General features: G+C 38.9%; 16 protein-coding genes and 1 tRNA gene. 8 read left to right on the forward strand and 9 right to left on the reverse strand.

Annotation, left to right across the window (positions count from 1 at the left end; all coding sequences use genetic code 11):
• Nucleotides 1-307 precede the first annotated feature (307 nt).
• The 7 genes from B0169_RS01990 to B0169_RS02020 all read left to right on the forward strand — a co-directional run bounded on the left by B0169_RS01990 (nt 308) and on the right by B0169_RS02020 (nt 10,468).
• Nucleotides 308-2,236 carry a methyl-accepting chemotaxis protein gene (locus tag B0169_RS01990; RefSeq protein ID WP_235838434.1) on the forward strand — a complete coding sequence of 643 codons (1,929 nt, stop codon included), beginning with the start codon at nt 308-310 and terminating at the stop codon, nt 2,234-2,236.
• A gap of 215 nt (nt 2,237-2,451) precedes the next feature.
• Nucleotides 2,452-2,527: transfer RNA gene (locus tag B0169_RS01995), tRNA-His, on the forward strand.
• A gap of 506 nt (nt 2,528-3,033) precedes the next feature.
• On the forward strand, nt 3,034-4,758 hold the full coding sequence (locus B0169_RS02000; protein ID WP_077284531.1) for a hypothetical protein: 1,725 nt from the start codon (nt 3,034-3,036) through the stop codon (nt 4,756-4,758).
• On the forward strand, nt 4,748-5,614 hold the full coding sequence (locus B0169_RS02005; protein ID WP_143323434.1) for a carboxypeptidase-like regulatory domain-containing protein: 867 nt from the start codon (nt 4,748-4,750) through the stop codon (nt 5,612-5,614). Before B0169_RS02000 ends, B0169_RS02005 begins: the two co-directional genes overlap by 11 nt.
• A 443-nt stretch (nt 5,615-6,057) precedes the next feature.
• A complete protein-coding gene (locus B0169_RS02010) occupies nt 6,058-7,962 on the forward strand; it encodes an alkaline phosphatase PhoX (protein ID WP_077284172.1) in 1,905 nt (634 codons plus the stop codon).
• Nucleotides 7,963-8,039: 77 nt separating this feature from the next.
• Nucleotides 8,040-9,755: a hypothetical protein gene (locus B0169_RS02015; protein ID WP_077284174.1), complete on the forward strand. Its 1,716-nt coding sequence runs from the start codon at nt 8,040-8,042 to the stop codon at nt 9,753-9,755.
• Nucleotides 9,756-9,760: 5 nt separating this feature from the next.
• A complete protein-coding gene (locus tag B0169_RS02020; protein ID WP_077284176.1) occupies nt 9,761-10,468 on the forward strand; it encodes a hypothetical protein in 708 nt (235 codons plus the stop codon).
• A 144-nt stretch (nt 10,469-10,612) separates the two neighbouring features.
• On the opposite strand, the gene proC is transcribed toward B0169_RS02020, so the two are convergent.
• From proC to B0169_RS02060, 8 genes are all read right to left on the reverse strand, one after another.
• Nucleotides 10,613-11,428, reverse strand: coding sequence for a pyrroline-5-carboxylate reductase (proC, locus tag B0169_RS02025; RefSeq protein ID WP_077284178.1), 816 nt, complete (start codon nt 11,426-11,428; stop codon nt 10,613-10,615).
• 2 nt (nt 11,429-11,430) lie between these two features.
• Entirely contained in the window at nt 11,431-12,678 is a 1,248-nt protein-coding gene (locus B0169_RS02030) for a glutamate-5-semialdehyde dehydrogenase (protein WP_077284180.1), read from the reverse strand.
• On the reverse strand, nt 12,678-13,793 hold the full coding sequence (gene proB, locus B0169_RS02035) for a glutamate 5-kinase (RefSeq protein WP_077284182.1): 1,116 nt from the start codon (nt 13,791-13,793) through the stop codon (nt 12,678-12,680). The genes B0169_RS02030 and proB overlap by 1 nt, the downstream gene beginning before the upstream one ends.
• Nucleotides 13,794-15,008: 1,215 nt before the next feature.
• On the reverse strand, nt 15,009-16,244 hold the full coding sequence (locus tag B0169_RS02040; RefSeq protein ID WP_077284184.1) for a hypothetical protein: 1,236 nt from the start codon (nt 16,242-16,244) through the stop codon (nt 15,009-15,011).
• A gap of 9 nt (nt 16,245-16,253) precedes the next feature.
• The gene (locus B0169_RS02045) at nt 16,254-18,572 is read right to left on the reverse strand and encodes a bifunctional diguanylate cyclase/phosphodiesterase (protein ID WP_077284186.1); all 2,319 of its coding nucleotides are present in this window, start codon (nt 18,570-18,572) and stop codon (nt 16,254-16,256) included.
• Nucleotides 18,573-18,586: 14 nt separating this feature from the next.
• Entirely contained in the window at nt 18,587-19,237 is a 651-nt protein-coding gene (locus B0169_RS02050; protein ID WP_077284188.1) for a cupredoxin domain-containing protein, read from the reverse strand.
• 130 nt (nt 19,238-19,367) lie between these two features.
• Nucleotides 19,368-20,312 (reverse strand): response regulator, encoded by a 945-nt coding sequence (locus B0169_RS02055; protein ID WP_077284190.1) that lies wholly within the window; start codon nt 20,310-20,312, stop codon nt 19,368-19,370.
• 191 nt (nt 20,313-20,503) lie between these two features.
• Entirely contained in the window at nt 20,504-20,995 is a 492-nt protein-coding gene (locus B0169_RS02060; protein ID WP_077284192.1) for an NYN domain-containing protein, read from the reverse strand.
• Nucleotides 20,996-21,370: 375 nt separating this feature from the next.
• On the opposite strand from B0169_RS02060, the gene plsB reads away from it, so the two are divergent.
• Nucleotides 21,371-23,812 carry a glycerol-3-phosphate 1-O-acyltransferase PlsB gene (gene plsB, locus B0169_RS02065; protein ID WP_077284194.1) on the forward strand — a complete coding sequence of 814 codons (2,442 nt, stop codon included), beginning with the start codon at nt 21,371-21,373 and terminating at the stop codon, nt 23,810-23,812.
• A 65-nt stretch (nt 23,813-23,877) separates the two neighbouring features.
• On the opposite strand, the gene ubiA is transcribed toward plsB, so the two are convergent.
• Nucleotides 23,878-24,741: a 4-hydroxybenzoate octaprenyltransferase gene (ubiA, locus tag B0169_RS19080; RefSeq protein ID WP_143323435.1), complete on the reverse strand. Its 864-nt coding sequence runs from the start codon at nt 24,739-24,741 to the stop codon at nt 23,878-23,880.
• Nucleotides 24,742-24,743 lie beyond the last annotated feature (2 nt).

Raw genomic sequence — 24,743 nt, forward strand, 5'->3', positions numbered from 1 at the left:
TTAATACTAGCAAATTAACTGAAAAAGCTAAAATAACCAGATAATTAACAACTAAAAGAACGTTTAAAAATAATTCAGCACGCGCTAGAGTTTCTTAAAATTTGTGTTACGCTAAAATTATAGGACATCATTCAGCGCCAGGAGGTATTAAACATAATGAGTATCAGCTAAGCATTGCGCTGAGTTGTTCGGATGTAAGGTAGTTCATTATATGTACAAATTTAAAAAAATTAATCAAAAACTAACATTTTCATTTCTATGCCTTTCTCTACTTCCTCTTATCATATTTGCATTTTTTAGTATCAATATGGCCCAAACAGCCATTCAGCAACAAGCTTTTAATCAACTAGAGTCAATCAAGAGTATTAAAAAAATACAATTAGAAAACTATGTTTCTTCACTGAAATCAAGCCTGCTGATACTCGACAGTGATCCTTATGCCGCAATAGCACTAAAGAAGTTTACAGCAGCTACTGCTAGCACAGGTGTCAATGGAAAAGAATGGCAACAGCTTGAACAACAATATGGAAAGCACCTAAAAAGTATTAATAAAATTAACGCTTGGTATGATTTATTCCTGATTGATTTAAAAGGCAATATTGTTTTCAGCGCCGCTAAAGAATCTGATTTAGGCATGAACATTAGTACTTCATCACTGGCGAAAAGTAGTATTAATGATGCCTTTGTGAACGCTAAAAATAGTGCTTTAGGTACACTTTCCATCAGCGACTTCAAACCCTATCCACCATCAAATAATGAGCCAGCAGCTTTCATTATGGCTAAAAAGTCCGACGAAAATGGCACCCATATTGGTTACATTGCATTGCAATTTCCAAGCAGTAAAGTGAATGAGATTATGCAACAACGCGATGGTATGGGTGAAACAGGTGAAACCTATTTGGTTGGACAAGATAAGCGCATGCGTTCTGATTCATTTCTTGATCCAAAAGGCCACTCGATCCTAGCATCGTTTGCAGGAACAATCGCTGAAAATGGTGTAGATACTAAGGCTGTCGAGCATGCATTTAACGGCGTGTCTGCTAGTGAAATAATTAATGACTATAATGGAAATGCTGTACTATCGTCATTTACCACGCTCGACTTAGGCAACTTTAAATGGGCCTTAATAGCTGAAATTGATGAATCTGAAGCCTTTGCTGCTGCGAATGCATTAATTAAAATCTCCGTGATCACTATCATCATAGTCTCAATTATTATTACATTGATTGGGCTATTCATTGCAAAAAACATCAGTACTCCTATCATCTCATCAGTGAAAGCTGCTCAGCATGTTTCAGCAGGAGACTTAACCCAAACGATTGAAGTAAATCAAAGCGATGAATTAGGTTTATTACAACAAGCTATGCGAGACATGATTACGCGCTTAAAAGGCATGATTGAACATATTTCGGCTTCAGCAGAGCAACAAGCAACAGCATCACAAGAGCTTTCTAGCATCACAGCGCAAACAGATCAGAATGTCAGACGTCAACATCAAGCAACCGATCAAGTTGCAACCGCTATTAACGAAATGAGCGCTTCTATTGATGAAGTCACCAGTAAAACATCGGAGGCATCAGATGCTGCTGACAACTCGAAACAGCTGGTTAACACTAGCTCATTAACCATTAATGAAACTATCGAGCAAATCAAAGCACTGTCAGTTGGTATACTCGATTCAAAAACCTTAATCGATGAAGTACAAGAAGGCACTGCCGACATTGTCAATATTCTCGTGGTTATTAAGGGGATTGCCGATCAAACCAACTTATTAGCACTCAATGCTGCTATCGAAGCAGCCCGCGCTGGTGAACAAGGCAGAGGCTTTGCTGTGGTTGCGGATGAAGTACGAACACTTGCACAAAATACCCAAAAATCTACCGTTGAAATAGAAACCATGATTCAGTCATTGGAAAGCAAAGTAAGCCGAGCAACGACATCAATGAATGTCGGTAGTGAACAAGCTAAGCAAATTGTTGATAGAACCAATGAAGTGACGCGCTCATTATCTGAAGTTGAAGCATCAGTGTCTCTCATTTCCGATATGAATATTCAAATTGCGACTGCTACACAACAACAAAGTGAAGTCGCACGAGATATTAGCCAACAAGCCGTGGAAATTAGCGATATCTCCGTTGAAACTGGTGATAGTGCCCAAGAAATTTCAGCGGCAAGTGATGAGTTGGCAAAACTTGCGGCTGATTTATCTGATCAAGTAAAAACATTTAAAATATAATTTAAAAAATATACTAAGCACGGGCTAGCAGGTATATCTAGGACTGAGCCTTTTATTCAGTGCTGAAATATTTGCTAGTATTGTCGATAATTGCTTCTGAGCAACAAAAAAGTAAAGAAAAATCATCTGAAATAAGATATTTTCCTTGTCAATAAGCTAACAAATGCAATATACTCTCCGCGCCTTACCACAAGGCGTTTTAAGTAAGTTCAGTGGTGGCTATAGCTCAGTTGGTAGAGCCCCGGATTGTGATTCCGGTTGTCGAGGGTTCAAGTCCCTTTAGCCACCCCATCTTTTCTCACACTATTCCTTTAAAATCAAAGTTTCTTAATAACTTGTAACGCATATTGTTAAAACAACGTCTGTGCATTTATATACCTACTTGAAACTAATTCGCTCTACTTCTATTCACATTCAACTGGCAATTAATACCAAAATATCAGCCAAAACTCATTCACCTTATTTAAGTCGGCCTTATTCATAGGTGTGCAAGCTGGAACTTTAAGTTATCACCTTTCAACATCAGTCATTCTGCCCCATCAAAAAAGAGCTAATTTTTTTAATTCAACGAAACTATCAATTGATTTGAAAGGCTATGATCACAACGCATAAGTCTTATTTTCTCTACCCTACACAAAGTATAACGACTAAAAAATGCTCGTAATAATTTGGTTTTATTCAAGTTTTAGTGATAAATTGGTCGAATTGATTATAAATAATATTTATATTTTGCTTGGCAAAGCTATTTCCCAATAGCTATAGGCTTGCTCATCATATATTTTGGCATGGACGTATTAATGATAAAAATTGTTATTCTTGCTTGTTTTGTTCTTTGGATGTTCATTCGTCAGCTTACCAAATCAAAGCCAAACTCTATTTGGCGTATTAAATTAAAACGTTTATCTCGTTATGCCTTAATTGGCGCCATCGTTTGGCTAATAACTATCGCCTTCGGCTCAGTAAAATATCAAATATATACTGACAAAGTATTTACCTATCAAGGTAATATACAAACTATTTTTGCTTGGCAAGAAAATAGATTACTCCCTATTGAGAGTCTTTCGACACCGGTACTGCTTTCTTTAGATTATGAAACGACTTACCCTTTGACAGAAAAGTCGGCGCAATCATTAACACAAAGCTATCCTTACGAACCTTACTATTTAGGCGTCAGCCAATTTTTAGGTACGGTTTTAAGCTTCTTTTTCTTGCTTTCATACCTGTCTCGGCATATTTCAACCGATAGGCGATGGCAGGAGGCACTCGCTTCAGACAGTAAAGCTGGCTATCGAGATTTTCTTCACTGGGCTAATAGTAAAAAATTAAGACGTTTACACTGCTTTGCTATGGAGAAGAAAATTGATATCGCGATGCAGTCGATTGATCAACGAGCTCGCTTGAAGCTTGAAATGTATCGTCAAGGCTATAATGCCCAAGGGTTAAACTCAGCATTTCTTGAAATGCTAAATGAGGTTGTTAAGTCAGGTTACAATAGCATTACAGTAAAAGCCACACATCACGACAACTTTAAACCGCTTGCTGAAGTGCGTGACATCACAGCCGCCGCGCTAAACTTCGGTGCACGAGAGCCTAAATTATTTATGGAAAGGTATTATCAACACTACCTCTCAAATGCGTTAAATAAGGAAACGCCAGCTAAATTTGACACTATGGTAATTAATGCTCCCGAGCATTTACGCTTTTCTTACCCTGAGCCCAGCAGCGCTAATAGCTTATTAGAAAAACAGTTAGCTAGCGTGCTTAATCAAGGAAAAAAGCGTTTTACCGGCGATGATCTCGTTGAGTTCACCACCAGCTCAAGTTCACTATTCAGCCAGCCAAATGTTTGCTTAGAAGTTTCTTACCTATGCCAATTAGGTACAAAAAAAGGCTCACGCCAAACCTCTATTTGGGCAGGAGAAAACCCAAATAAGCTTATTACTATGAACGGCACTGAGTATCCTGGTGGTAATATCCTATGGCTAGTTTTTGGTATGGCATTTAACTGGCGACTACTCATTAATGGCAAGGAAATTTCTACAGGCCATTGCAGCACATTACCCGACTCAGAGATATGTAACCTAAGCAGACCTCAAAAGCAGCATATGCCGGCTAAGTCAGAAGTTGAAAAGCAAATTTTTGAAGTGGTTGCACTTTCTAATGTTAGTGTGTTTTTCGCGCAGTTAATGGGGGTCGAAGCAGATAGTATTAACCAGCATACGATTAATTTAAAAGATAAAAAAACAGCAGAGAAAGTAAAAACTCAAAATCAAGCGTCTAATGAATTAACAGAGAAACTTGAAGATGCACTCAGAGGTGAAGCGCTAGAAGAGCTAATGAAAAGTAGTGGTGTAGAGCTCTATCAACAAAATAAAGCCGCGGTTGACTCTATCATTAGCGACTATATAAAAAATAATGGCGACACTGACACTGTTTTAATGATCATAGACTTACTCGGTGATTCAGCGCCTGAGCTCGTCGGTTGGTTAACAAGTTTAATTGGAGACTCAAGTGATGAATAAAATCTTATTGTTATGTAGTTTTCTGTTCATTGCTATCTTACCCAATATCGCACATGCTGATATTAAAAAGACCATTAAAGGCACCATTAAAAAAGGTATTCTAGAAGAGTTTGCTGGTGAATTAGCAAAACTGCCGGGGTTAAAACAAGTTAAAGAAAAAATCGAGACTAACGAATTTAAGCTTATCTCAACAAGCAAGCATCGTGGAATATTAGAGCTAGCTAATTATAACGATGCTGAAAATATCACTATTGCTCGAACACGTTATGAGCCTGGTTTAAAAATATTCGATCAGGCAATATTAGCGTCAGGTACTTACTGGTTGAAAGCTCAACCTAAAGACTCTAAACAACAAGCAATTGAGCGGAAAGTTATCATAAATAGTGGCGTTATCAATAAAACCGCACTAAATTTTTGGCAAAAAGGTGTAAAAGTTTATCCGTTGGAAATTAGCACGGAACCGCAATCGGCAAGAATTAGAATTTTAAACATTGTGCCCAAATATAAATTTTCTATGCCACTTTCGCCAGGAAAGTATCTGGTTGAAGTGAGCCATAAAGGTTATAAAACAGCTAAATTTAATATTACTCTTGATCATAACCAAAACAATTTTAATGTCGCACTACAACCACAAAAAGTTGAAGTGATCAGTGTTACCGGCACTAAAAAGGCTGACGATTCAGTCAAAGCTGATAAGCCTAAAAAAGAATATTCTTTAGGTGTTAATATAATTACTTGGAGTATTTTAGCGCTGTTATTTTTACTAGCAGTATGGTTAATTTATCGCTTAATTAAGCTTTTAAAACAGTTACTAAGCAAAGTTTGGCAAATGATCTTCGTCGATAAAACTGTATAATATGGTGATAAATTTATTTCGTTATCGCCGTATTATTAAAGTTTTCTAGCAGATAAAAATGGGGCAAAAAATCACTTTTTATCTCACTTACTTCAACGTGATAATTTTGCCATCAGTTATTACTGAACAAAAAGTAAGAGGGTGAATACCATTACAAAAAACGCCCTCACCTCATCAATAAAACAACAACCACCTGATTTTAATTGCTTTTATTAAAAATCCGTATAAAAAAATACCGTCTTTCTTACACGAAATTACCTTTGTAAAACCTAGCAAATCTATGCTTTTGTCATCTTAATGACTCATTAACTTCATTTTACAATCATGAAATTGTCAAGAAACCTCATCAAGATGTTGCTCACTTTCAGTACCTCTTTTCTCTGAGTATCAGGGGCCTGTTTGCCATTAATCATTATTAACTATTTAGATAATTGGAAAAAACTATGTCAATAAGAGTAACGAACAAATTTAAGTTATCAGCTATAGCTATATCTTTAGTAATAGGGTTGTCAGCGTGTGGTGGCGATGACGGAGCAAATGGAGCAACAGGTCAAGCAGGCGCTCCAGGTATTGCAGGGACAGATGGTGCTAACGGTTCAAATGGCTCTGACGGAGCTGATGGCGCTAATGGCTCAGACGGTACTAACGGCTCTGATGGTGTGAATGGCCAGTCGGCAGCGGTTTTAACTCGCTTAGCGACAGTACCTACTGGTGCAGAGGTTACAGGAGCCTTTCTTACTGATGAAGGCGACTTGTTCTTCAATGTTCAACATCCCTCTGATGCCAATACCATGACGGACTCGGTTAATGGCAAAGCATACAACAAAGGTACAGTGGGTGTATTGCGTGGCGTTAACTTTAACAACTTGCCAAAAACAATTGTTAATTCACCGGTACCAGAAACACAAGCAGAGCGTCAAGTTGTGGTGTCTGCATTAGGTGAATATCAAATTATTGGTCAAACAAATGATACTTTCGCAGACTTAGGCGACAAAGGCTTAGCTGGTGGTTTAGGTGTACATTATGGCATTATTTCTGGCGACAAAATTATTGAAAACAACGCGCCTGATTTCAATGGCTATGTGTCAACGGGTGAAGGTGAAGGATACTTATTCACTAACTGGGAGTCATATCCTGGTGGTGTTAGCCGTATGAAAATAGAAAAAGACCAATTTGGCAGTTGGTCAGTTGCTGAAGCTATGATGGTTGATTTTGATAGTGTTGGTGGTACAGCGGCGAACTGTTTTGGTTCGGTTTCACCTTGGGGCACACCACTTAGCTCTGAGGAATGGATTGTACGCTCAACAGTAAATTCCACCACTGACGCTAGCTGGAACGATCCTGCGAATACCAGTACCGATAATTTAGAAGCATTAACAGCGCCTGACTTTCCTAACCCTTACCGTTACGGCTATACCGTTGAAATTACTAACGCGACTTCTGATAACCCAGTACCTGTTAAACATTACACAATCGGCCGCTATGAGCATGAAAACTCTACTGTAATGCCAGATCGTCGCACTGTTTACTCTTCACAAGATGATACCGGTGGTGTTTTATTTAAATTTGTTGCCGATGCTGATGAAGACTTAAGCTCAGGTACAATTTACGGCGCTAAATTAGTGCAAGATGCTGGTAGTACAGAACCGGCAACAACCGGTTTTGATGTTACTTGGGTTGAACTAGCCTCAGGTAACAATGCGACGATCGAAGCGTGGATTTCTGATTATGATGGCATTGATACTTCTGACTACGTTGATGGCGAAACCAGTTATATGACACTTGCAGACGTACAAGCATGGGCTGATGGTGATGCAACTTATCCGTCAGTAGCTGAGGGTGGCAGCGCAGTAACAGCGGGCCAACCAATGGACGATAGAGCGGCATTTTTAGAGTCACGTCAAGCCGCTAAAATGAAAGGTGCTACCGCTGAGTGGCGTAAACTTGAAGGTATTAGTATCAATCACGACCGTGCTCTAGAGGCTGTTGGTGGTGTTGAGGCTATTGCAGACGAAGACGTTACAGCAGCATATATGTACATGGGCATTGCAGATTTAGACAACACCTTAATTGATGATGAGGGTGATATTCAGTTATCAGCTCGCGTTAAAGATTGTGGTGGTGTATACCGCGCTAAACTCGAAGAAAACTATGACTTAGCCCGCATTGAACCGGTAGTAATGGGCAGTACTTACCGCTCTAGCTTAACCGGTGCCCTGCGCTGTGATGTTGAGCAACTTTCTCAACCTGATAACGTTATTGTTATGCGCGATGGCCGTATCATTATTGGTGAAGATGGCTTCCAAGAGAACAATACATTATGGATGTACGATCCTAAATCTCTTTAATTATATAATTAACTAGATTTATCAATGCATAGCGGGATTCTTCATCCCGCTTTTACCCATCTAAAAAATGATAAACTATGCGATATTCAATTAAAATAATAGTACTATTTTTAAGCCTTTTTCTTATCTCTGCTTGTTCGGATGACAACAATAAAGCCTGGACAGAGCATAGTAATGACAGTGTTGCTGCGCTAATAATGCCAAGTACCTCGCCTGCAGATTCACCTTACTCTGAAGGCGATGTCATTCCGGCAACCGCTTATATAGCGCATCAAGAAATTTACAATGCTGAGGCAGTTATTCCACCTCAGTGTTATACCAAAACCGAAGGCAATAACAACCCATGTTACGCTTGCCATCAGACTTATAAAAACAGCCCCAATCGCCCTAACACCATGAATGATGGTGACTTACAAGGTGAATACCAATTTTCTGATTTAGGCACAAACAACCACTGGAAAAATTTATTTGTCGATAGAACACAATTAATCGCTGATATATCAGATCAAGAAATAAAACAATGGGTTTCGCAAGACAACTATAGCGCTTTTATAGAAAAGTTTAGCAGCGACCCAAACTGGTACGGTGAAGTTACCCCAATTAAAAACTTAGCACAGCCTAACCAAGCTTTTGATACGAATGGTTTAGCAAAAGATGGCAGCCACTGGGTAGCATTTAACTATAAGCCTTTCCCAAGTACTTTCTGGCCAACCAATGGCTCAACGGGTGATGCGATGATCCGCTTACCTAAAGCCTTTAGAGAACAAAATGGTCAATATTCTAGCGATGTTTACTTTGCTAATTTAGCCTTAGTAGAAATGACCATGAAAGCAGCTAAAAACATCACCACTATCCCAGTATCTGAGCATGTAATTGGCGAAGATATTAATGGCGATGGCCAGTTAACCACTCAAGTTAGCCAAGTCAAGCTACGCTCACATTATTTCGGTGACGCAAAAAATATCCCATTAAGTCACTTGCTATACCCTGAAAATACCGAGTTTTTACACACCGTTCGTTATATCGGAATAAACGACGACGGCACGGTATACAATGCGCCACGCATGAAAGAAGTACGCTACATGAAAAAGCACAGCTTTAAAGACAAAGCAGAATTGGCGTCAGAATATTACTTAGAGGCCAAAGAGAAACATTTTGAGAACTTACCGCAAGTGCACTTATTAGGCGATAAAGGTGTAAATAGTAATATGGGCTGGACACTCAATGCTTACATTGAAAACGCCAACGGTGATTTACGCCATCAAAACTCTCAAGAGTTAGCTTTTTGTGCGGGTTGTCACAAAACTATCGGCTCAACATTAGATCAAACTTTTTCTTTTCCCCGCAAGGTGACAGGCGCAGCAGGTTGGGGTTATATCAACTTAGCAGCACAACATGATGCTCCCAATATTGGCGAAGAAAACGGAGAAATACTGACATATTTACAGAGAGTTGGCGGTGGTGATGAGTTTCGTCAAAATAACGAAATGCTGCAACGCTGGTTTAATCAAGACGGTAGTGTCAATACACAAAAAGTGCTTAATGCCGGCAGTGTTTTTGAACTTATTACGCCGTCAGCTGAGCGTGCGCTGAAGTTAAATAAGGCCTATTTATCTATCGTGCGTGAACAAAGTTATATTTTTGGTCGCGACGCTAATTTAACTTCTGCTACTAACGTTTTGAAACAAGTTGATGAAAGCCAAGCTCCGCTGGCGCCAGAGCATCGTTATACTTGGGATATGCGCCTCAATTGGTCAAAAAATTTAACAACACCAACAGCTAAAATGGACTAAATACCATGGAATTTGCGCTATTTGATTTTGTTATCGCCAGTTTGTTAATGGGGTTAGGTATCGGTTCAGATGTTGCTATCGCTACATTTGCTAGGGCAAAACAACTCGTTCGTTTACGAACGGCCATTATTTGGATTGTCGGGGTATCGTTTACTCATACGGTATTTCCGATGTTAGGTTACTTGCTAACATACTTTAGCCTGCAACTTCAGCCCGGCATAGAGCCTGTGGTTGGCTTGATCGCATTTAGCTTTATTTTCTTATATCTAAAGGGCGAGTTGGCTGACTTTGTTAATCCTGGTAATGATACGCAAGATAGACAAATACTGGTAACGTTAGGGCTGATATTAGCGGTAAGCTGGGATGCATTATGGTCCGGACCGGCTAAATCAGCACAAGTAATTGGATGGCCAGAATTGTTTGTTTGGCTGTCGTTTATTGTTGTTGGGCTTTTTGTTTCAACACTTGCGGTGATTAGTTTACAGTTTGCTCGACGTTTTACAGGTGTGATAGAAAACAAGCACAATTCACGCTGGTGTATCTATTGGCTACAGTACACTGTGGTGGGCTATTTTGCCTTGCTTGCTTTGTTTAATTATACCTTAGGCTTGCAGCTTTATTGGTGGCAAACGTTGTTAAGTTCAGCGGTGATTATTGCACTATTAATGAGCCCTGCATTACACAAGGGCTCTTACAAAACATTAGAAAGTTAAGCCGCGAAAAACCCATATAATCGCTAATATCGGCAAACATAAAGTGTTGTTTACAGTATCTACGCTACAGGTTTGCCAATATACGATAGCTTTCTTAGATGCTTATCATAGTTGGTTGTCATAAGTAGTTATCACAGAGCTATCTTATGAAGCCGCTTTGTTGGCCGCTGCTTGCATAGCCTGATACACAATATCTTTAAAGTTGTTATTCGCAAAAGAGACAAGCGCTTGATGCGTGGTGCCATTTGGCGAGGTAACTTGCTCTTTAAGTTCAACCACCGATGAGGCTGAGCTTGATGCCATGGTCAACGCCCCTATGCCCGATTGCATTGCTGCTGCCTCAGCTTGTTTATAAGTGAGGCCGAGTTTTTCACCAGACTCAATCATGGCCTCTAAAAATAAGAAGAAATATGCTGGCGCACTGCCGGCTATCGCGACCACTGCTGGCATTTTACTTTCATCGTCTAACCACAGCGTTTTACCAATACAAGAAAGTACATTATCAGCCAAGGTAATGCTTTCTTGATCACAGCTTTTAGCAGCGACTAAGCCAGTTAACCCCTTTCGCACAGCACTCGGTAAATTTGGCATTGCCGCCATAACCTGCTGGTCATCATCAAAGTATGCTTGCAGTTGCTTGCTGCTTACACCCGCAGCAAGGTTAATAATCAAGGGTTTTGTACCATCACGCTGTATGGCTGTATTTAACTCAGTGGCAACGGTACTAACAATATTTGGCTTTACAGCAATGAAAATAATATCAGCAAAGATTACTGCCGCACTGTTATTTTCATTAACGTTCAAGGAAAATTTATTAACCAAAGCATCACGAGTTGCTGCTGTAGGTGCACATACCAAGATATTTTCAGGCGGAAATTCAGCCGCTATAAACCCACTTAGCATGGCCTGCGCCATATTACCGCCACCAATAAAGGCTATTTTAGTTTGTTGAGTCGTCATGGTTATGCCCTAACTTGGCCGTCGCCATTAACCAAATATTTTTCGGTGGTTAATGACTCGATCCCCATCGGGCCATAAGCATGTAATTTTGTCGTGGCGATACCTATTTCAGCACCCAGACCTAACTGAGAGCCATCAGAGAAACGCGAAGAAGCGTTCACCATCACCACAGAGGCATCAACAAGTTGCTGAAACTTTGTCGCCGCTTGCAAGTCTTCAGTACATATCACTTCAGTGTGGTTGCTACCAAATTGATCAATATGTTCAATCGCTTGCGCAAAGTCATCGACAACACGAACGGCAATTTCTAAGCTCAAATACTCTTCACCAAACTCGTCTAGGGTTATTTGCTTACTATTTTCAAAATAAGGTACGCTGATTTCACAGCCATTAACTCGCACGCCTTTTTCTTTAAAGTGCTCTGCTACCATAGGCAAAAATTCTGCTGCAATATCTTTATGCACCAATAAAGCTTCTAAAGCGTTACAAACACCTGTGCGCTGGGTTTTACCGTTTGATAATACTTTCAAGGTTTTATTTAGGTCGGCAGCTTTATCCGCATACAAATGACAAACCCCTTTATAATGTTGAATAACGGGTATTTGACTATTTTCACTAACAAAATTTATTAGCCCTTCACCACCTCTTGGAATAACCAAGTTAATGTATTTTTTCTGGGTAAGTAATTCTGTCATCAAGGCTCTGTCGGGATCAGCGATAACGGTAATAATTTCTTTAGGTAATTGATAGGCAACTAAAACATCTTGTAGTACTTTCGCAATAGCTAAACTACTGTTTAACGCTTCTTTTCCGCCTCTTAAAATCACCGCATTGCCTGACTTAATGCATAAGCCGGCAGCATCAGCTGTCACGTTAGGTCGCGCTTCAAAAATCATACAAATAACACCTAACGGTATACGCATTTTACTGATTTTAAGCCCATTAGGCATAACATCTTGATCTTTAATCGTGCCAACAACATCGGGGAGTTGTGCGACGGTTTCTAGTCCTACTGCCATGTCTTCGATACGTTGGTCGTTTAATTGTAATCGGTCAACCATCGATTCACTCAAACCATTTTTTACTGCAAATTCAATATCGATAGCATTGGCCTTAAAGATCTCAGCTTTACTGACTCTCAGCGCAACGGCCATATCATTAAGAAGTGTTGATTTAGTTTCAGCCGTTTGAATTGCCATGACTTTAGCCGCTTGGGCTGCATTGTGTGAAATAGTGGTAATTAAATTCATTATGACTCCATTAACGCAATATATTGTTTTGAAATTATCGGTTCTTGCGTTTTATCTAATTGTTCGGAAAAATCTTGGTTGTCGCTATCTGCAACAAAGTTAAGTAGGCAGCTACTGTAATTGGTTTTAACTTTCGCTAATTTATCGCCATTGTCTTTTCGCAACATAACAATATCACCCGAGGAAAAATCACCTTTTACACTCAATAAATCTTCGGCAAGTAATAAGTCACTGGACTCAGTATCCGTAATGTCGTATTGATTGCCAACAATCAATTCCCCTTGAGCACGTGTGGTGTGACGCATCCAATGAACGCCATCAAGCATAGGGTTTTTATGCGAATAAAAGTGCGTTCCCGGATTGCCATTTGCTAATAATGTTTTAAAGCTATCAGCTTTAAAACCGTTCACTATATAAGTATCAATACCGTGTGATACTGCTTTTTCAGCCGCTTGAATTTTTGTTTTCATGCCGCCAGTTCCAACATCACTGGTTGCGCCACCTGCCATGCCATAAATTTTGGCGTTAATTTGATAAACATCGGCAACTAATTTTGCATCTTTGTTGATATGAGGATTTTCTTCATATAAACCGTCAATATCAGAGCAAATGATTAATGCATCAGCATGTGCTGCTGAGGCAACCATAGCTGATAAGTTGTCATTATCACCGACTTTAAGCTTGTCTGTAGTTACGGCATCGTTTTCATTAATAATAGGTAAAATATCATTCGCTAATAAGGTTTCTATAGTGTCTCTGATACTTTCATAACGAACACGGTTACGTAAATCGGCGTGTGTTAATAACAGCTGAGCGGCTGGAAAATCGAATAGTTCATCCCATGTTGCCATCATTTCTGCTTGTCCGGCAGCAGCCATGGCCTTTTTAATAACAATATTAGCGGCTTCGCTATTATTGTTATTACGCTCAAATAAGTGTGCACCAGCAGCTATCGAGCCTGAAGAAACAAGCACTACTTGTATGCCCGATAAGCGACATTGAATGATAAAGTTTGCGATGCTGAGTAAATACTTACTACTACAACCGGCTTTTTCAGGGGCAATCAAAGCACTACCGACTTTAATTACTATTCTCTGCCATTGTTTAATATTCACGGTAAATCCTTAGTTTTTATACTGATGTTTACTTATTCATTTATCACTAACCATAATAATGATGAGTGCAGTAGCAACCACACCAGCTGATAATTATTTGAATAAGATAATTCCACTACAAACTAAATAAAATAATAAACTTGCTGCTAATATCGATTAACGCCTCTTTAACAACATATTTTTAATTTTATCCATCAAACGAATATCGTGAGGAATTCAGTATATGTTTGTTAAAGCCCACTTAACGCGGAATATCACCCTACCAATCAGAACTTAAAATCATGATGATAAAACAATAATTTAATTGATTTTATTTAATTTAAAAATACAGGTGTGTGCTTAAAATTGCGGGGATATAGCAGCTAACGATAACAGCTAAAAGATAGGCCTTCTAAAGTAAAACACTCTGCTGAAGTTTTATCTGAAATATTGATAACTTTTTCCTCTTTATTTAATTAATATTAACATAGTTAGTACACTAAAGATTTGTATACTAACTATATTAATCAGAAAGATCAAGAGTGCTCAATTAATCATCATTGCATCCATATAGATTGCCTAATAATCATCTTATTGTGCAAAAGTGGCATTTTATTAAACTATTCAAGGCTGTTCTGGCAGAAGTTTTATAATTTATGCATTTTTCTAACATGAAAAACAAAAAGATTAGTACACTAATTAAGTTAAATGAAACATTACTCAGCGTAATAAACAATTCAGTGAAATGAACTACTCAGAACTTACTAAAAGCATTTACCTGTAAATCAAGAATCAAAGCGAAGTCACATTAGCCACAACAAGATCAAACGGTGATACTCATACCGCAATAGTGGTGCAAATACCTTTAATAGTTTCGAAAAATCAGCAGTATCTTTAGTCGAAGGTAAGGTGCAATTGATATAGTCGTTATGATTAGCTCTACCCGCTAATCATAACGACTATATCTCTATTAACGTGAAATTTGGTGTGCACGAGTTACCTTTTATTGTCGAGTTGGCTATGATCAATGAGTGATTAGCTGAATACAGCACTAATAGCCTATATTTAAGCGCATATAGCTATAACTACTACATAGTAAAATAAACATAACCCCATGATATTTAATGTATCGTTTGAAAGGTGTCATGGGGGGGAATTCACAGCGCATTTACTAGGCATGCTGATGACTTTACCAATGAATGCGCAAGCTGCCTTTTGATACCACTAAGAAATTGATTAGAAAAAGTACCTTGCTGCAAGTTGCCATTGTCGTTCAGTTAAATCAATTGCTTGTTCAGTGTACATACGCGAGGGGCGATGACTATCAAGCCAATTATATTCTAGCGATAAAAATACCGGCTTAGTCAGTCTATAAGTATAATTTAGTGTTGCTGATTTGCCGTATTCTTCATTATTATCACCAATAGTCAGATCATTATCAGTAACGGAAAACTCTTCTAAGCGAATCGTCAAACGGTGCTTTTTAATCCGCTTTGACAGTGCAATAAAAGCACTTTTATAGTCATTATTAACCACATCGGTGCGGAAAGGACTTTGCATCAAAGTATCGCCACTCAGAAATTGGCTACTAAGTTCAAATGCTGCCGGTAAACGCCAACTCAAACCAAAATGGTAGAAGCGGGTACGCCAACCATATTGACCATTTTCAACCATATAAGGCGTTGCTTTATTATCGTAATAGCCAGCAGAAATCTGGCCTTTTTGATGAAACTTCACTTTGGTACGCAGATGAAATCCCCATTTATCATCTAACTCTAAAAAGGGGTCTGATTTGGCTGCTTGGCCATTAAGATCATAACCTGGCATACGCGCACGAAAATCAGGAATCGCTTTTGACTCTGTCCATAAAGTTTGGCGATTGCCGATAGTCCAGCCATGCCAAGATAATAAAGCACCTGCAGGATCGTTATTAATAAAAGCAGTTGCCGCTAACGTAATATCAAAAGCATTATTGTTAAATTTACCTAGGCGAGTTAATGCCACTTCACCGCCAAGTAGACGTATCTCTTCGCCAAGCCAAGTATTAATCGCGGAAGAGTTTAAGGTATTTCGGCTTGCCCAAGCGTAAGCATTATTTTCTAAGGATATTTCAGGATAGAAAATCCCCATTTTAGTTTGCCAACGGTAGCCAGATTCATTCGGCAGTGTTCGATATTTCAAAAATGCTTCCGTTAAGCCAACGACACTGTCATTTTCATCACTATAGGCGTTAGCAACAACATGCGCACTGAGTCCTATATCCCATGTAACAACAACTTCTCCACCCGCCTGTGCCAATGAAACATTCGCTCCATTATGGCTAGTGAACTTACCATACCCGCCATTAACATAACTCTTGAGCGTATCAGCTGATGTTGCACGTACATCGAGCACACCATGCAATTTATACTCAGCTGAATTTGCACTGCTGATCACCAGTATTAATAGGGTTAGTGTAAATATTTTTAACAAAATATAATCCTATTCAAAGGCATAGACTTTTTTTTCCAATAACCAAGTAGTGAGTTCTTTGGCTGGCTTAGGTCGACTAATAAAGTAACCTTGAGCAAGTTCACATTTGTTTTTAGCTAACCAATTCAGTGCAAACTCGTCTTCAATACCTTCAGCCACAACACTCAACCCCATATTATGTGCGAGTTCAATAGTAGAACGTACAATAATACGGTCATCTTCATCTTCGCACAGCCGCTGAACAAAAGACTTATCTATTTTAAGTTCATGAACTGGCAATTGCTTTAACTGCGCTAACGATGAATAGCCGGTACCGTAATCATCAATAGAAATTCGCATGCCACGATCTTTAAATTGCTGTAAAATAGCAATGGCCGCTTCAGGGTCATCTACTACCGCACTTTCAGTAACTTCAAGCGTAACCTTATCAGCTGGCACCTGGTGTTTATCAACTGACTGACAAATAAACTCATAAAAGTCAGGTGATTTAAGGTTTTCAGCAGAAATATTGACTGCAACACTTATATTTAAACCTACTTCACACCAAGCTTTATATTGTTTTAACGAATTAATAAATACCCAATGCGTTAACGCATTAATTTGCCCTGTTTGCTCAGCAATATGAATAAAATTATCTGGTGGCACCATACCGAGCGTTGGGTGTCTCCAACGTACTAATGCTTCAACATGAGTCACAATACCTGTTGATAGGTCAAGCTTGGGCTGAAAATGTAGCTCCAATTGGTCATCAATAATGGCATCTTTTAAGTCATTAATCAGATTCAAACGCTCAACGCTATTTACATCAAGCCCTTGATGGTAAACCTGTACTAATTGGCTCACTTTATGGCTATGGTGCAATGCCGTATCTGCCATCTGTAAAACAGACTTAGTATCGTGGCAATGCTCAGGCACTGAAGCAATACCTATCCGCACTTGTAGTTGCAGATTGATACCTTGGTATTCGCAATTGTCTTCTAAAACTTGATGGATGCGGCTGACCAAAAGCTCAGAGGAACTATGCTCATTAATTTCTGCAAGTAAAACGAATTCGTCTGCACCAATATGACAAAGTAACTGAAATTCATCTAGCGTACTTAGACGCAGGGCCGCGGCTTTAATTAGCCAATCACCAACATCATGCCCGAGTGTCTCATTAACATCTTTTAATCGGCTCAAATTCAAATGAAATACCGTAAAAGCTTGTTTGCGTTCAGCCAAGTTTTGCAATGCCGTCTTTAGCACACTTCGATTAGGTAAGTCTGTCAGTGGGTCGTGATTCGCTCGATGCGTTATGGCTTTTTCTCGTGAAAGAACTGCCGATTGCATCGCATTAAACTCGTTCGCCAGCTGTCCTAATTCACTGCTATCGTTAACATTTACCGTTTGATGATAATCACCGCTTGCTACTATTTTTGCTTGCTTAACAAGTTGTTTAACAGGTTTGGTAATAGAGGCTGCAATAATATAGGCAACAGATAAGGAAAGTAATAACGTGATAAATGTTAAAATTAAAAATTGCCACCACTGCTCTTGAAGTACGGCAACAATATCGGCACGTAAGCCGTACATGGCAAGCGCTAATTGCAGTTGCCCTGCTTCATCAACAAGGTGGCCAATAGCAATGTAATCATTCGGAGTTTCACCGTTAACCACTTGTTTAGTAAAATCTAATTGTGCTGTAGCATTTGAAGATGCTATCAAACGCCATTCATCACCAACTTTAATTGCAAAGTCAGTATGTAATTGTGTGATATCAAGAAAGTGCTGTGCCAATTCTTGGTTAATCTCAAAGCCAAAGGCTAGCCAACCGATAGTTTTTGCGCCGACATTCATTGGCGATAAACTAATTTGGTAAACAGAGTCGCCTAAAACATAGAGGTGAGATTGTTCTTGGCTTTCCAACCAGTGCGGAAAGCGAAAGGCTTGTTCGCGTTCGCTACCCTGCTTTACCTTTGACTCTCCCGCTTGGTTTTTACCAAGTACCAGTTGCGCTGTAACCATACCTTTGGCAGAAATAGCCATCGCAAGGTCGGCATCAATTCGTTTCCGATGGTTATTCATCGCTACTAACAAGCTACGTAATTCATCTTCAAAAACTTGCTTGATACCATAGTCTTTAGCTGCTGTTTCAGCAAAAGCAGTTAAATAATCTCGCCGGCTATTAAACTGGGCATTAAAGATCGTTTTAGCTGTGCTAAGACGATTAGTAATCTCTTGTCTTTCTTGGCTTTTGTTACCTTCTACTATGGTCCACAATGCAATCGCTTGCACTAGCAGCAGCAGTAAGACAAAAAACAAAAATATTTTAGTTTGTAAGCTCTTCATTAAGAGACTGATCCCTAATAGTCAGATAAAAAATCAAAGTCTTCTTGGTTTTTTTGTTCTGATATTTTTAGTATTTTATTATCAATTTTTATCGTGACTTGTTTTTGCTCTGACAAATCTATTGACTGATATACACGGTTGTTAGTCGCATCAAGTTGTGGATGCCAAACAATAAGTTGATATTTCCCTGCCGGCGGCATAGGTAAATCAAGCATACCATTTTCATTTGTTTTACCAAACAAAGGGGTATCTACAATCAGTAAATAACCACTCATCCAATCATGAATATTACATCCCATAGCAACTTCACCAGTTTGCTGAAAGTCGCGTTTAATTTGTGATTCACCGGCATTAATTTTGAAGGAAAACTTATTATCGCCAATAGGAGAGTATATATGATGTGTTATATCATCTTTATTTTTAAAAATTACCTTATTTCCAAGCTGCATCACGCTAATATAAGGTGTAAAAGAGCGGTCAAACTGGCCAACTTCGACAATTTGTTCATTAAAAGGTAATGAAATATCATCTTCTGGCTGTAGATAAACCACCATATCAGGTAAGGCTTTATTAGCATTATCAACAACGTTGATATTTATATTTTCGGCAATTGCATAATAAGGTAAGCAACATAAAATTAAAATATTTAGAGAGAGAGAGCGCAATTGTCATCCCCTGATTAGCGGTTAGTGACTAACAAAGACCTTGTAAATAGATAAATAGTTTCAAGCTATAATTGCTGGTTACGAGCAAAAGCATTTACTTTCAGCATCGTAACCAACATATAGCGCAATATTACGCTATTTTTAGATAATTTTTAACAATTTCTGCACCGGTATCGGCTTGGATCGGTTTAAAAATAAAGCCTGATATCCCTTGGCTTTGACAACTTTTAATCAGTGCTTGATCGGTAACTGACGACAACATGACAACAGGTACTTTACTGCCATTAGCACGAATGCTTGCTAACGCTTGGTCACCGTTCATTTCACCCATAACAACATCCATGATCATAAAATCAGGCTGCTCTTGTTGCACCATAGTTACAGCCGTTGAACCATCATCAGCTTCAACAACATTATTGTAGCCCAGTTGTGCTAAATAACGTCTTAAAGCCTTACGGATCATAGCACTATCATCGACCAGCAAAATTTTACTGTCGACAGGTAATTGTTTGGTATGCGGATTAGCAATGCCAGAGCTTGCTTCACGCTTAATACCTACTGATTGATATTCTACATGGCGAATTAATAAATTAAAGTAATAACGCCCAACCCCTTCAATCGTGATAGGAACTGTAATGACTTCTTTCACACCGACTAAATATTTATCCATGTCATTAACATCATGAACAAAGTATGGGCTTGAGAATTTATAATCTAAACTGTAGCGACCATGTAAATCAGTTGAACGACCAACAATCGTATTACCCCATTCTGCCAAAGCATTACTTAATTCGTCATTAATTTCGGTGAACTGATATTTTTCTTCAAACATATTTTCACAGACAGAGTTACCAATAGCGATTGCCGTTTCTGGGTAGTGGTGCATCATAATGACACCATCTAAACCACCGGTAACTTCAGAGCATACCGCGTAACCTTTAAAGCGAAAATCATCAACATTATCAACAAAAGCTTCGCCAGCCTCACCAACTAGGTTGGTCATCGCTTTTAAACTCGCAAGTGACTCATTAATAAATGGGTATAAAATAACTTTATATAAAGCTTCTACTGACATGGAAATTCCTCGTTTATAATTATTTTTATATCGACTCTATTTATACTTATAATACTGTAAGTTGCCGTTCTACATCTTGAAGCATCATAGCTATAGTACAATACTAAGCCCAAACAAGAATTACAAATTTAGCTCAAATTATCGGCAAACTTATATTTTTTACCCGTCGTATTGACGAAAAATGCGACAAACTACAACAATAAATGCTGGTCAATTGGAAAGAACTCATCAGCCGCATTAATTAACGCCTGAGCAGTTAGGGCTGCCACGCCATAAACATGGGTTTTAACCCCATCACGCGACATGACTTTTCTCAGCAATAAATCAAAATCGCCATCGCCAGATAATAAAATAACAATATCAACTTCAGGCGCGGCTTCCATAACATCAACAGCAATACCGACATCCCAATCGCCTTTTGCTGAGCCATCGCGGCGTTGTATAAAAGGCTTGAGTTTTACGTTAAAACCTATGTGTTTTAGCGCTTTTTGAAATTTATGTTGTTGATCGTCACTACGCTGTATTGCATAAGCATTAGCCAAAACAATATCACCTTGTTGGCTGATTTGTTGCCAAAAATTGCGATAGTTAAATTGCTGTTGAAAAGTATCTCTTGTGGTGTAGTAAATATTCTGAATATCTACAAATATGGCAATTTTAGGTCGTAGTTCACTTGCTTGCATAAAAATCCTTTTGATTAACAGAAACCATAGTGTATTTATAGCCATGACAGTTGAAGATGCAGAATTTCAGCTTGAAGTATCATAACAATATAGTCAAACAATTTGGCTGTGCATGCTGTATTTTTCATGCTGCATGGACTTTAGTCACATTAAATAGCGCAAGCAAAGTTAGTGATAAAAATAAGCGCTAAATCTCAGAGATAATGATATCAAAGTGATTATCTACTACTGAACGAAAAGAAACTCATTACAATGGCTATGATAACGTCACCGACAAAACCTGCATTTTGCGAAGGGATTAATTCAATGTGCATAAGAGACAAGTTTTAAGCTAAGTGTTATAATAACCGGTCAAATAAAGTTGAGAAAAACAAGATGTTAGCTATTCGTAAATTATTTTATTTATTACTGCGCTTACCAATAATGTTATTAGTGCGTTGCAAAGTTGTTGCCGACAAAATAATTAATGCCAAACAACTCACGGCTGAGCAGCCAGTATTTTATGTTTTGCGTCACCAGTCAGCCAGTGATGTTCTATCATTACGTACCGCCTGCAAAAAGGCTGATCTACCTGATCCCTTATCAGAGGTTAATGTTGATGGGCAAACCTTATCTCGCCTGCTGTTTTTAGAAAAGCCAACGGCATTATTTCATTGGCGCAAACCGCAAAAAACCACCGCGATAGCACAAGGCTTTGAGTTACTTAATGCCCATGCAAAAAATGAAAAACTTGATGCTCAACTTATCCCTGCCAATGTCATTTGGGGCCGTACACCAACAAAAGAAAAAAATAATACCAATGTTGGCGCTCTATTAACGGATCAAGAGTCTCCAACTTGGTTACGCAAATTTTTTATCGTCTTATTTTTAGGCCGCCACACTATGGTGCGCTTTAGTGAAGCTATTTCATTTCGCCATATGGCTGATAAACATGGTAGCGACGAAGCCAGTGCCAAAAAATTAATGCGTATTGCCCGCTTTCATTTTCACCGTCAAATTATAGCGGCGACAGGGCCAAGACTGATGCATCGCCAACAAATGTTCGATCATTTAATGGTTAACCCGGCGATTAAACGCCTGATCAGTGAAGAAGCCAAAAGTAAAAACCTCAGTGAAACAGAAATCAAAAAGCAAGCATTAGCAATAATGGATGAAATTGCTGGTGACTATCGTGATGTTACCGTGCGTTTTGGCGAGCGCATCTTAGGCTGGTTGTGGAATCGGCTTTATAACGGCATTGAAGTTCATCAAGCAGAACGTTTAAGAAATCTGGCTCAAGAAGGGCACGAAATAATTTATGTACCTTGTCATCGCAGCCATATGGATTATTTATTACTGACCTATGTTATTTTTCAGCAAGGCTTAGTAACTCCACGTATTGCCGCAGGTATTAATTTAAACTTTTGGCCTGCTGGCCCGATTTTTAGAAAAGCGGGGGCATTTTTTATTCGTCGTAGTTTTAAAGGTAATCGCCTGTATTCCACTATTTTTCGTGAATATTTAGGCTTACTCTTCGAGCGTGGCTACAGTGTAAAATACTACTCTGAAGGTGGTCGTAGCAGAACCGGCAGATTACTTTCACCGAAAACAGGTATGCTCGCGATGACTATCCAAAGTTTATTGCGCGGCATTGACCGACCATTAACTTTAGTGCCTGTTTACCTTGGCTATGAACACGTCATGGAAGTCGGCACATATCACAAAGAATTAAGTGGCAGTCAAAAGAAAGGTGAGTCCATATTTGGCGTTATTAAAGCCATACGCAACTTACGAAATTACGGTAAGGGCTACGTCAACTTTGGCGAGCCAATTAATATTAATCAATTTTTAACCCAGCAAGTACCCGATTGGAAGCAGGATATAGATCCGATAGATCCTCAAAAACCAAAATGGTTAACGCCTAGCGTTAATGTCTTGGCGCAGCAAGTCATGACCTCAATCAATCAATGTGCAGCATTAAATGGTGTCGCATTAGTATCACTGATCCTACATGCAACAGAGAACAAAGCCTTAACCAAAGCAGAGTTAATTAGCCAACTTGATTTCTTCTTGGACATGCAAAGAGCAGCACCATACCATAGCGAATTAACCATCCCGACTGAAACTGGCGCAGAGTTATTAGCGCACGTAATATTGCTCAATAAAGTGACCATCAATCAAGACAGTTTTGGTGAAATAATTTCGTTAACCGACAGCGCAATATTAGAATTACGTTACTATCGCAATAATATTCTCCACACCTTTATATTACCGTCATTGGTGTGTCGCTTATTAGAGCGAAACGCAAAAATTAGTCAGGATGACTTACTTAGCCAAATTCAACGTTTAGTGCAGCTACTTAAAACTGACTTGTTTTTATGGCAATCGGCTGAAGATGTTGAGCTACAAGTCAACGCTGTTTGTCAGTTCTTAACTGAACAGAATATTGCTAAACAAAGCAAAGCCGGCTTTTGGTCACTGAGCCCAGATGATGAAACACGTGCGAAAGTTCGCTTAATTGCAGAGTGCGTGAACGAAACCATGCAACGCTTTGCCATTATCACTTCATTACTTAGCCAATTGGCGCCTATTAAGAAATCAGAGTTCGATGAAAAAGTGGTTGCCATAGCCCAACGTCTATCGGTACTCAATAATATCAATGCTCCTGAGTTTATTGATAAAAAAGCGCAATCAACTTTAATCCTAGCCATGAAAGATCAGGGTTATATTGCTTTAGATGATAACGATAAATTAGTCGACAGCAGTACTCTAGGTCTATTGAAAAGCTCAGTTAGTAATTTAGTCGATATTGAAGTATTACAAAGTATTATTCGTTAGTAGTTCACTAAAATAAGTATTTGCTGCTTGTGATCAGCAGCAAATACTTCGCTAATGTTGATAACTTATAAGTATTCTACGGTAACACCAACAAAAATAACTAAGCCAACATAATGGTTATTCAAAAAGGCTTTAAAACAACGATCACGGTCACGACCAGCAATTAACATTTGTTGATAACAGAAAAAACCCGCGGCAATAATCAACGAAAGTTGGTATGGCCAACCAAAAGCTAACATATCACCAACAGTAAATAACAAAGCTAAAGTCATTAACTGCAAAAATAGAACAATGCGTTTATCACTGTCACCAAAAATAATCGCGGTCGACTTAACACCTATTCTTAAATCATCGTCACGATCAACCATGGCATACATAGTATCGTAAGCAATAGTCCATAACACGTTGGCACTAAATAACAGCCAAGCCACAACCGGTATTTGTCCCTGCTCTTGAGCAAAAGCCATGATCATACCCCAGCTAAACGCAGCACCAAGTACCACCTGTGGAAAATGGGTAATACGTTTCATAAACGGATAGCTCGCAGCTAATAACACTGCGACAAAAGATAATGCAATAGTGTAATTACTTAAGGTCAGCACTAAAGCAAAAGCCAAAAGAATAAAGCTAGCAAATAACTGTAAAGCTTCACTACTAGATAGCGCTCCAGTTACTAAAGGACGATTTTGCGTACGCTTGACTGCACCATCAATTTTTCGATCGGCATAGTCATTAATAATACAGCCAGCACTGCGCATAAAGAAAACACCTAAGCTAAACACCAACAGCATATGTAGTGAAGGCCAGCCATCAGAAGCTATCCATAATGCCCAGTAGGTCGGCCATAACAACAAATAGGTGCCAATAGGTTTATCCATGCGGGTAATTTGCTTAATCGCCGTTAGCTTTTTCGTTAACTCACTCAAGATAA

The organism is Cognaticolwellia aestuarii (genome assembly GCF_002000025.1).
In the GTDB taxonomy this organism is placed as follows: domain Bacteria; phylum Pseudomonadota; class Gammaproteobacteria; order Enterobacterales; family Alteromonadaceae; genus Cognaticolwellia; species Cognaticolwellia aestuarii.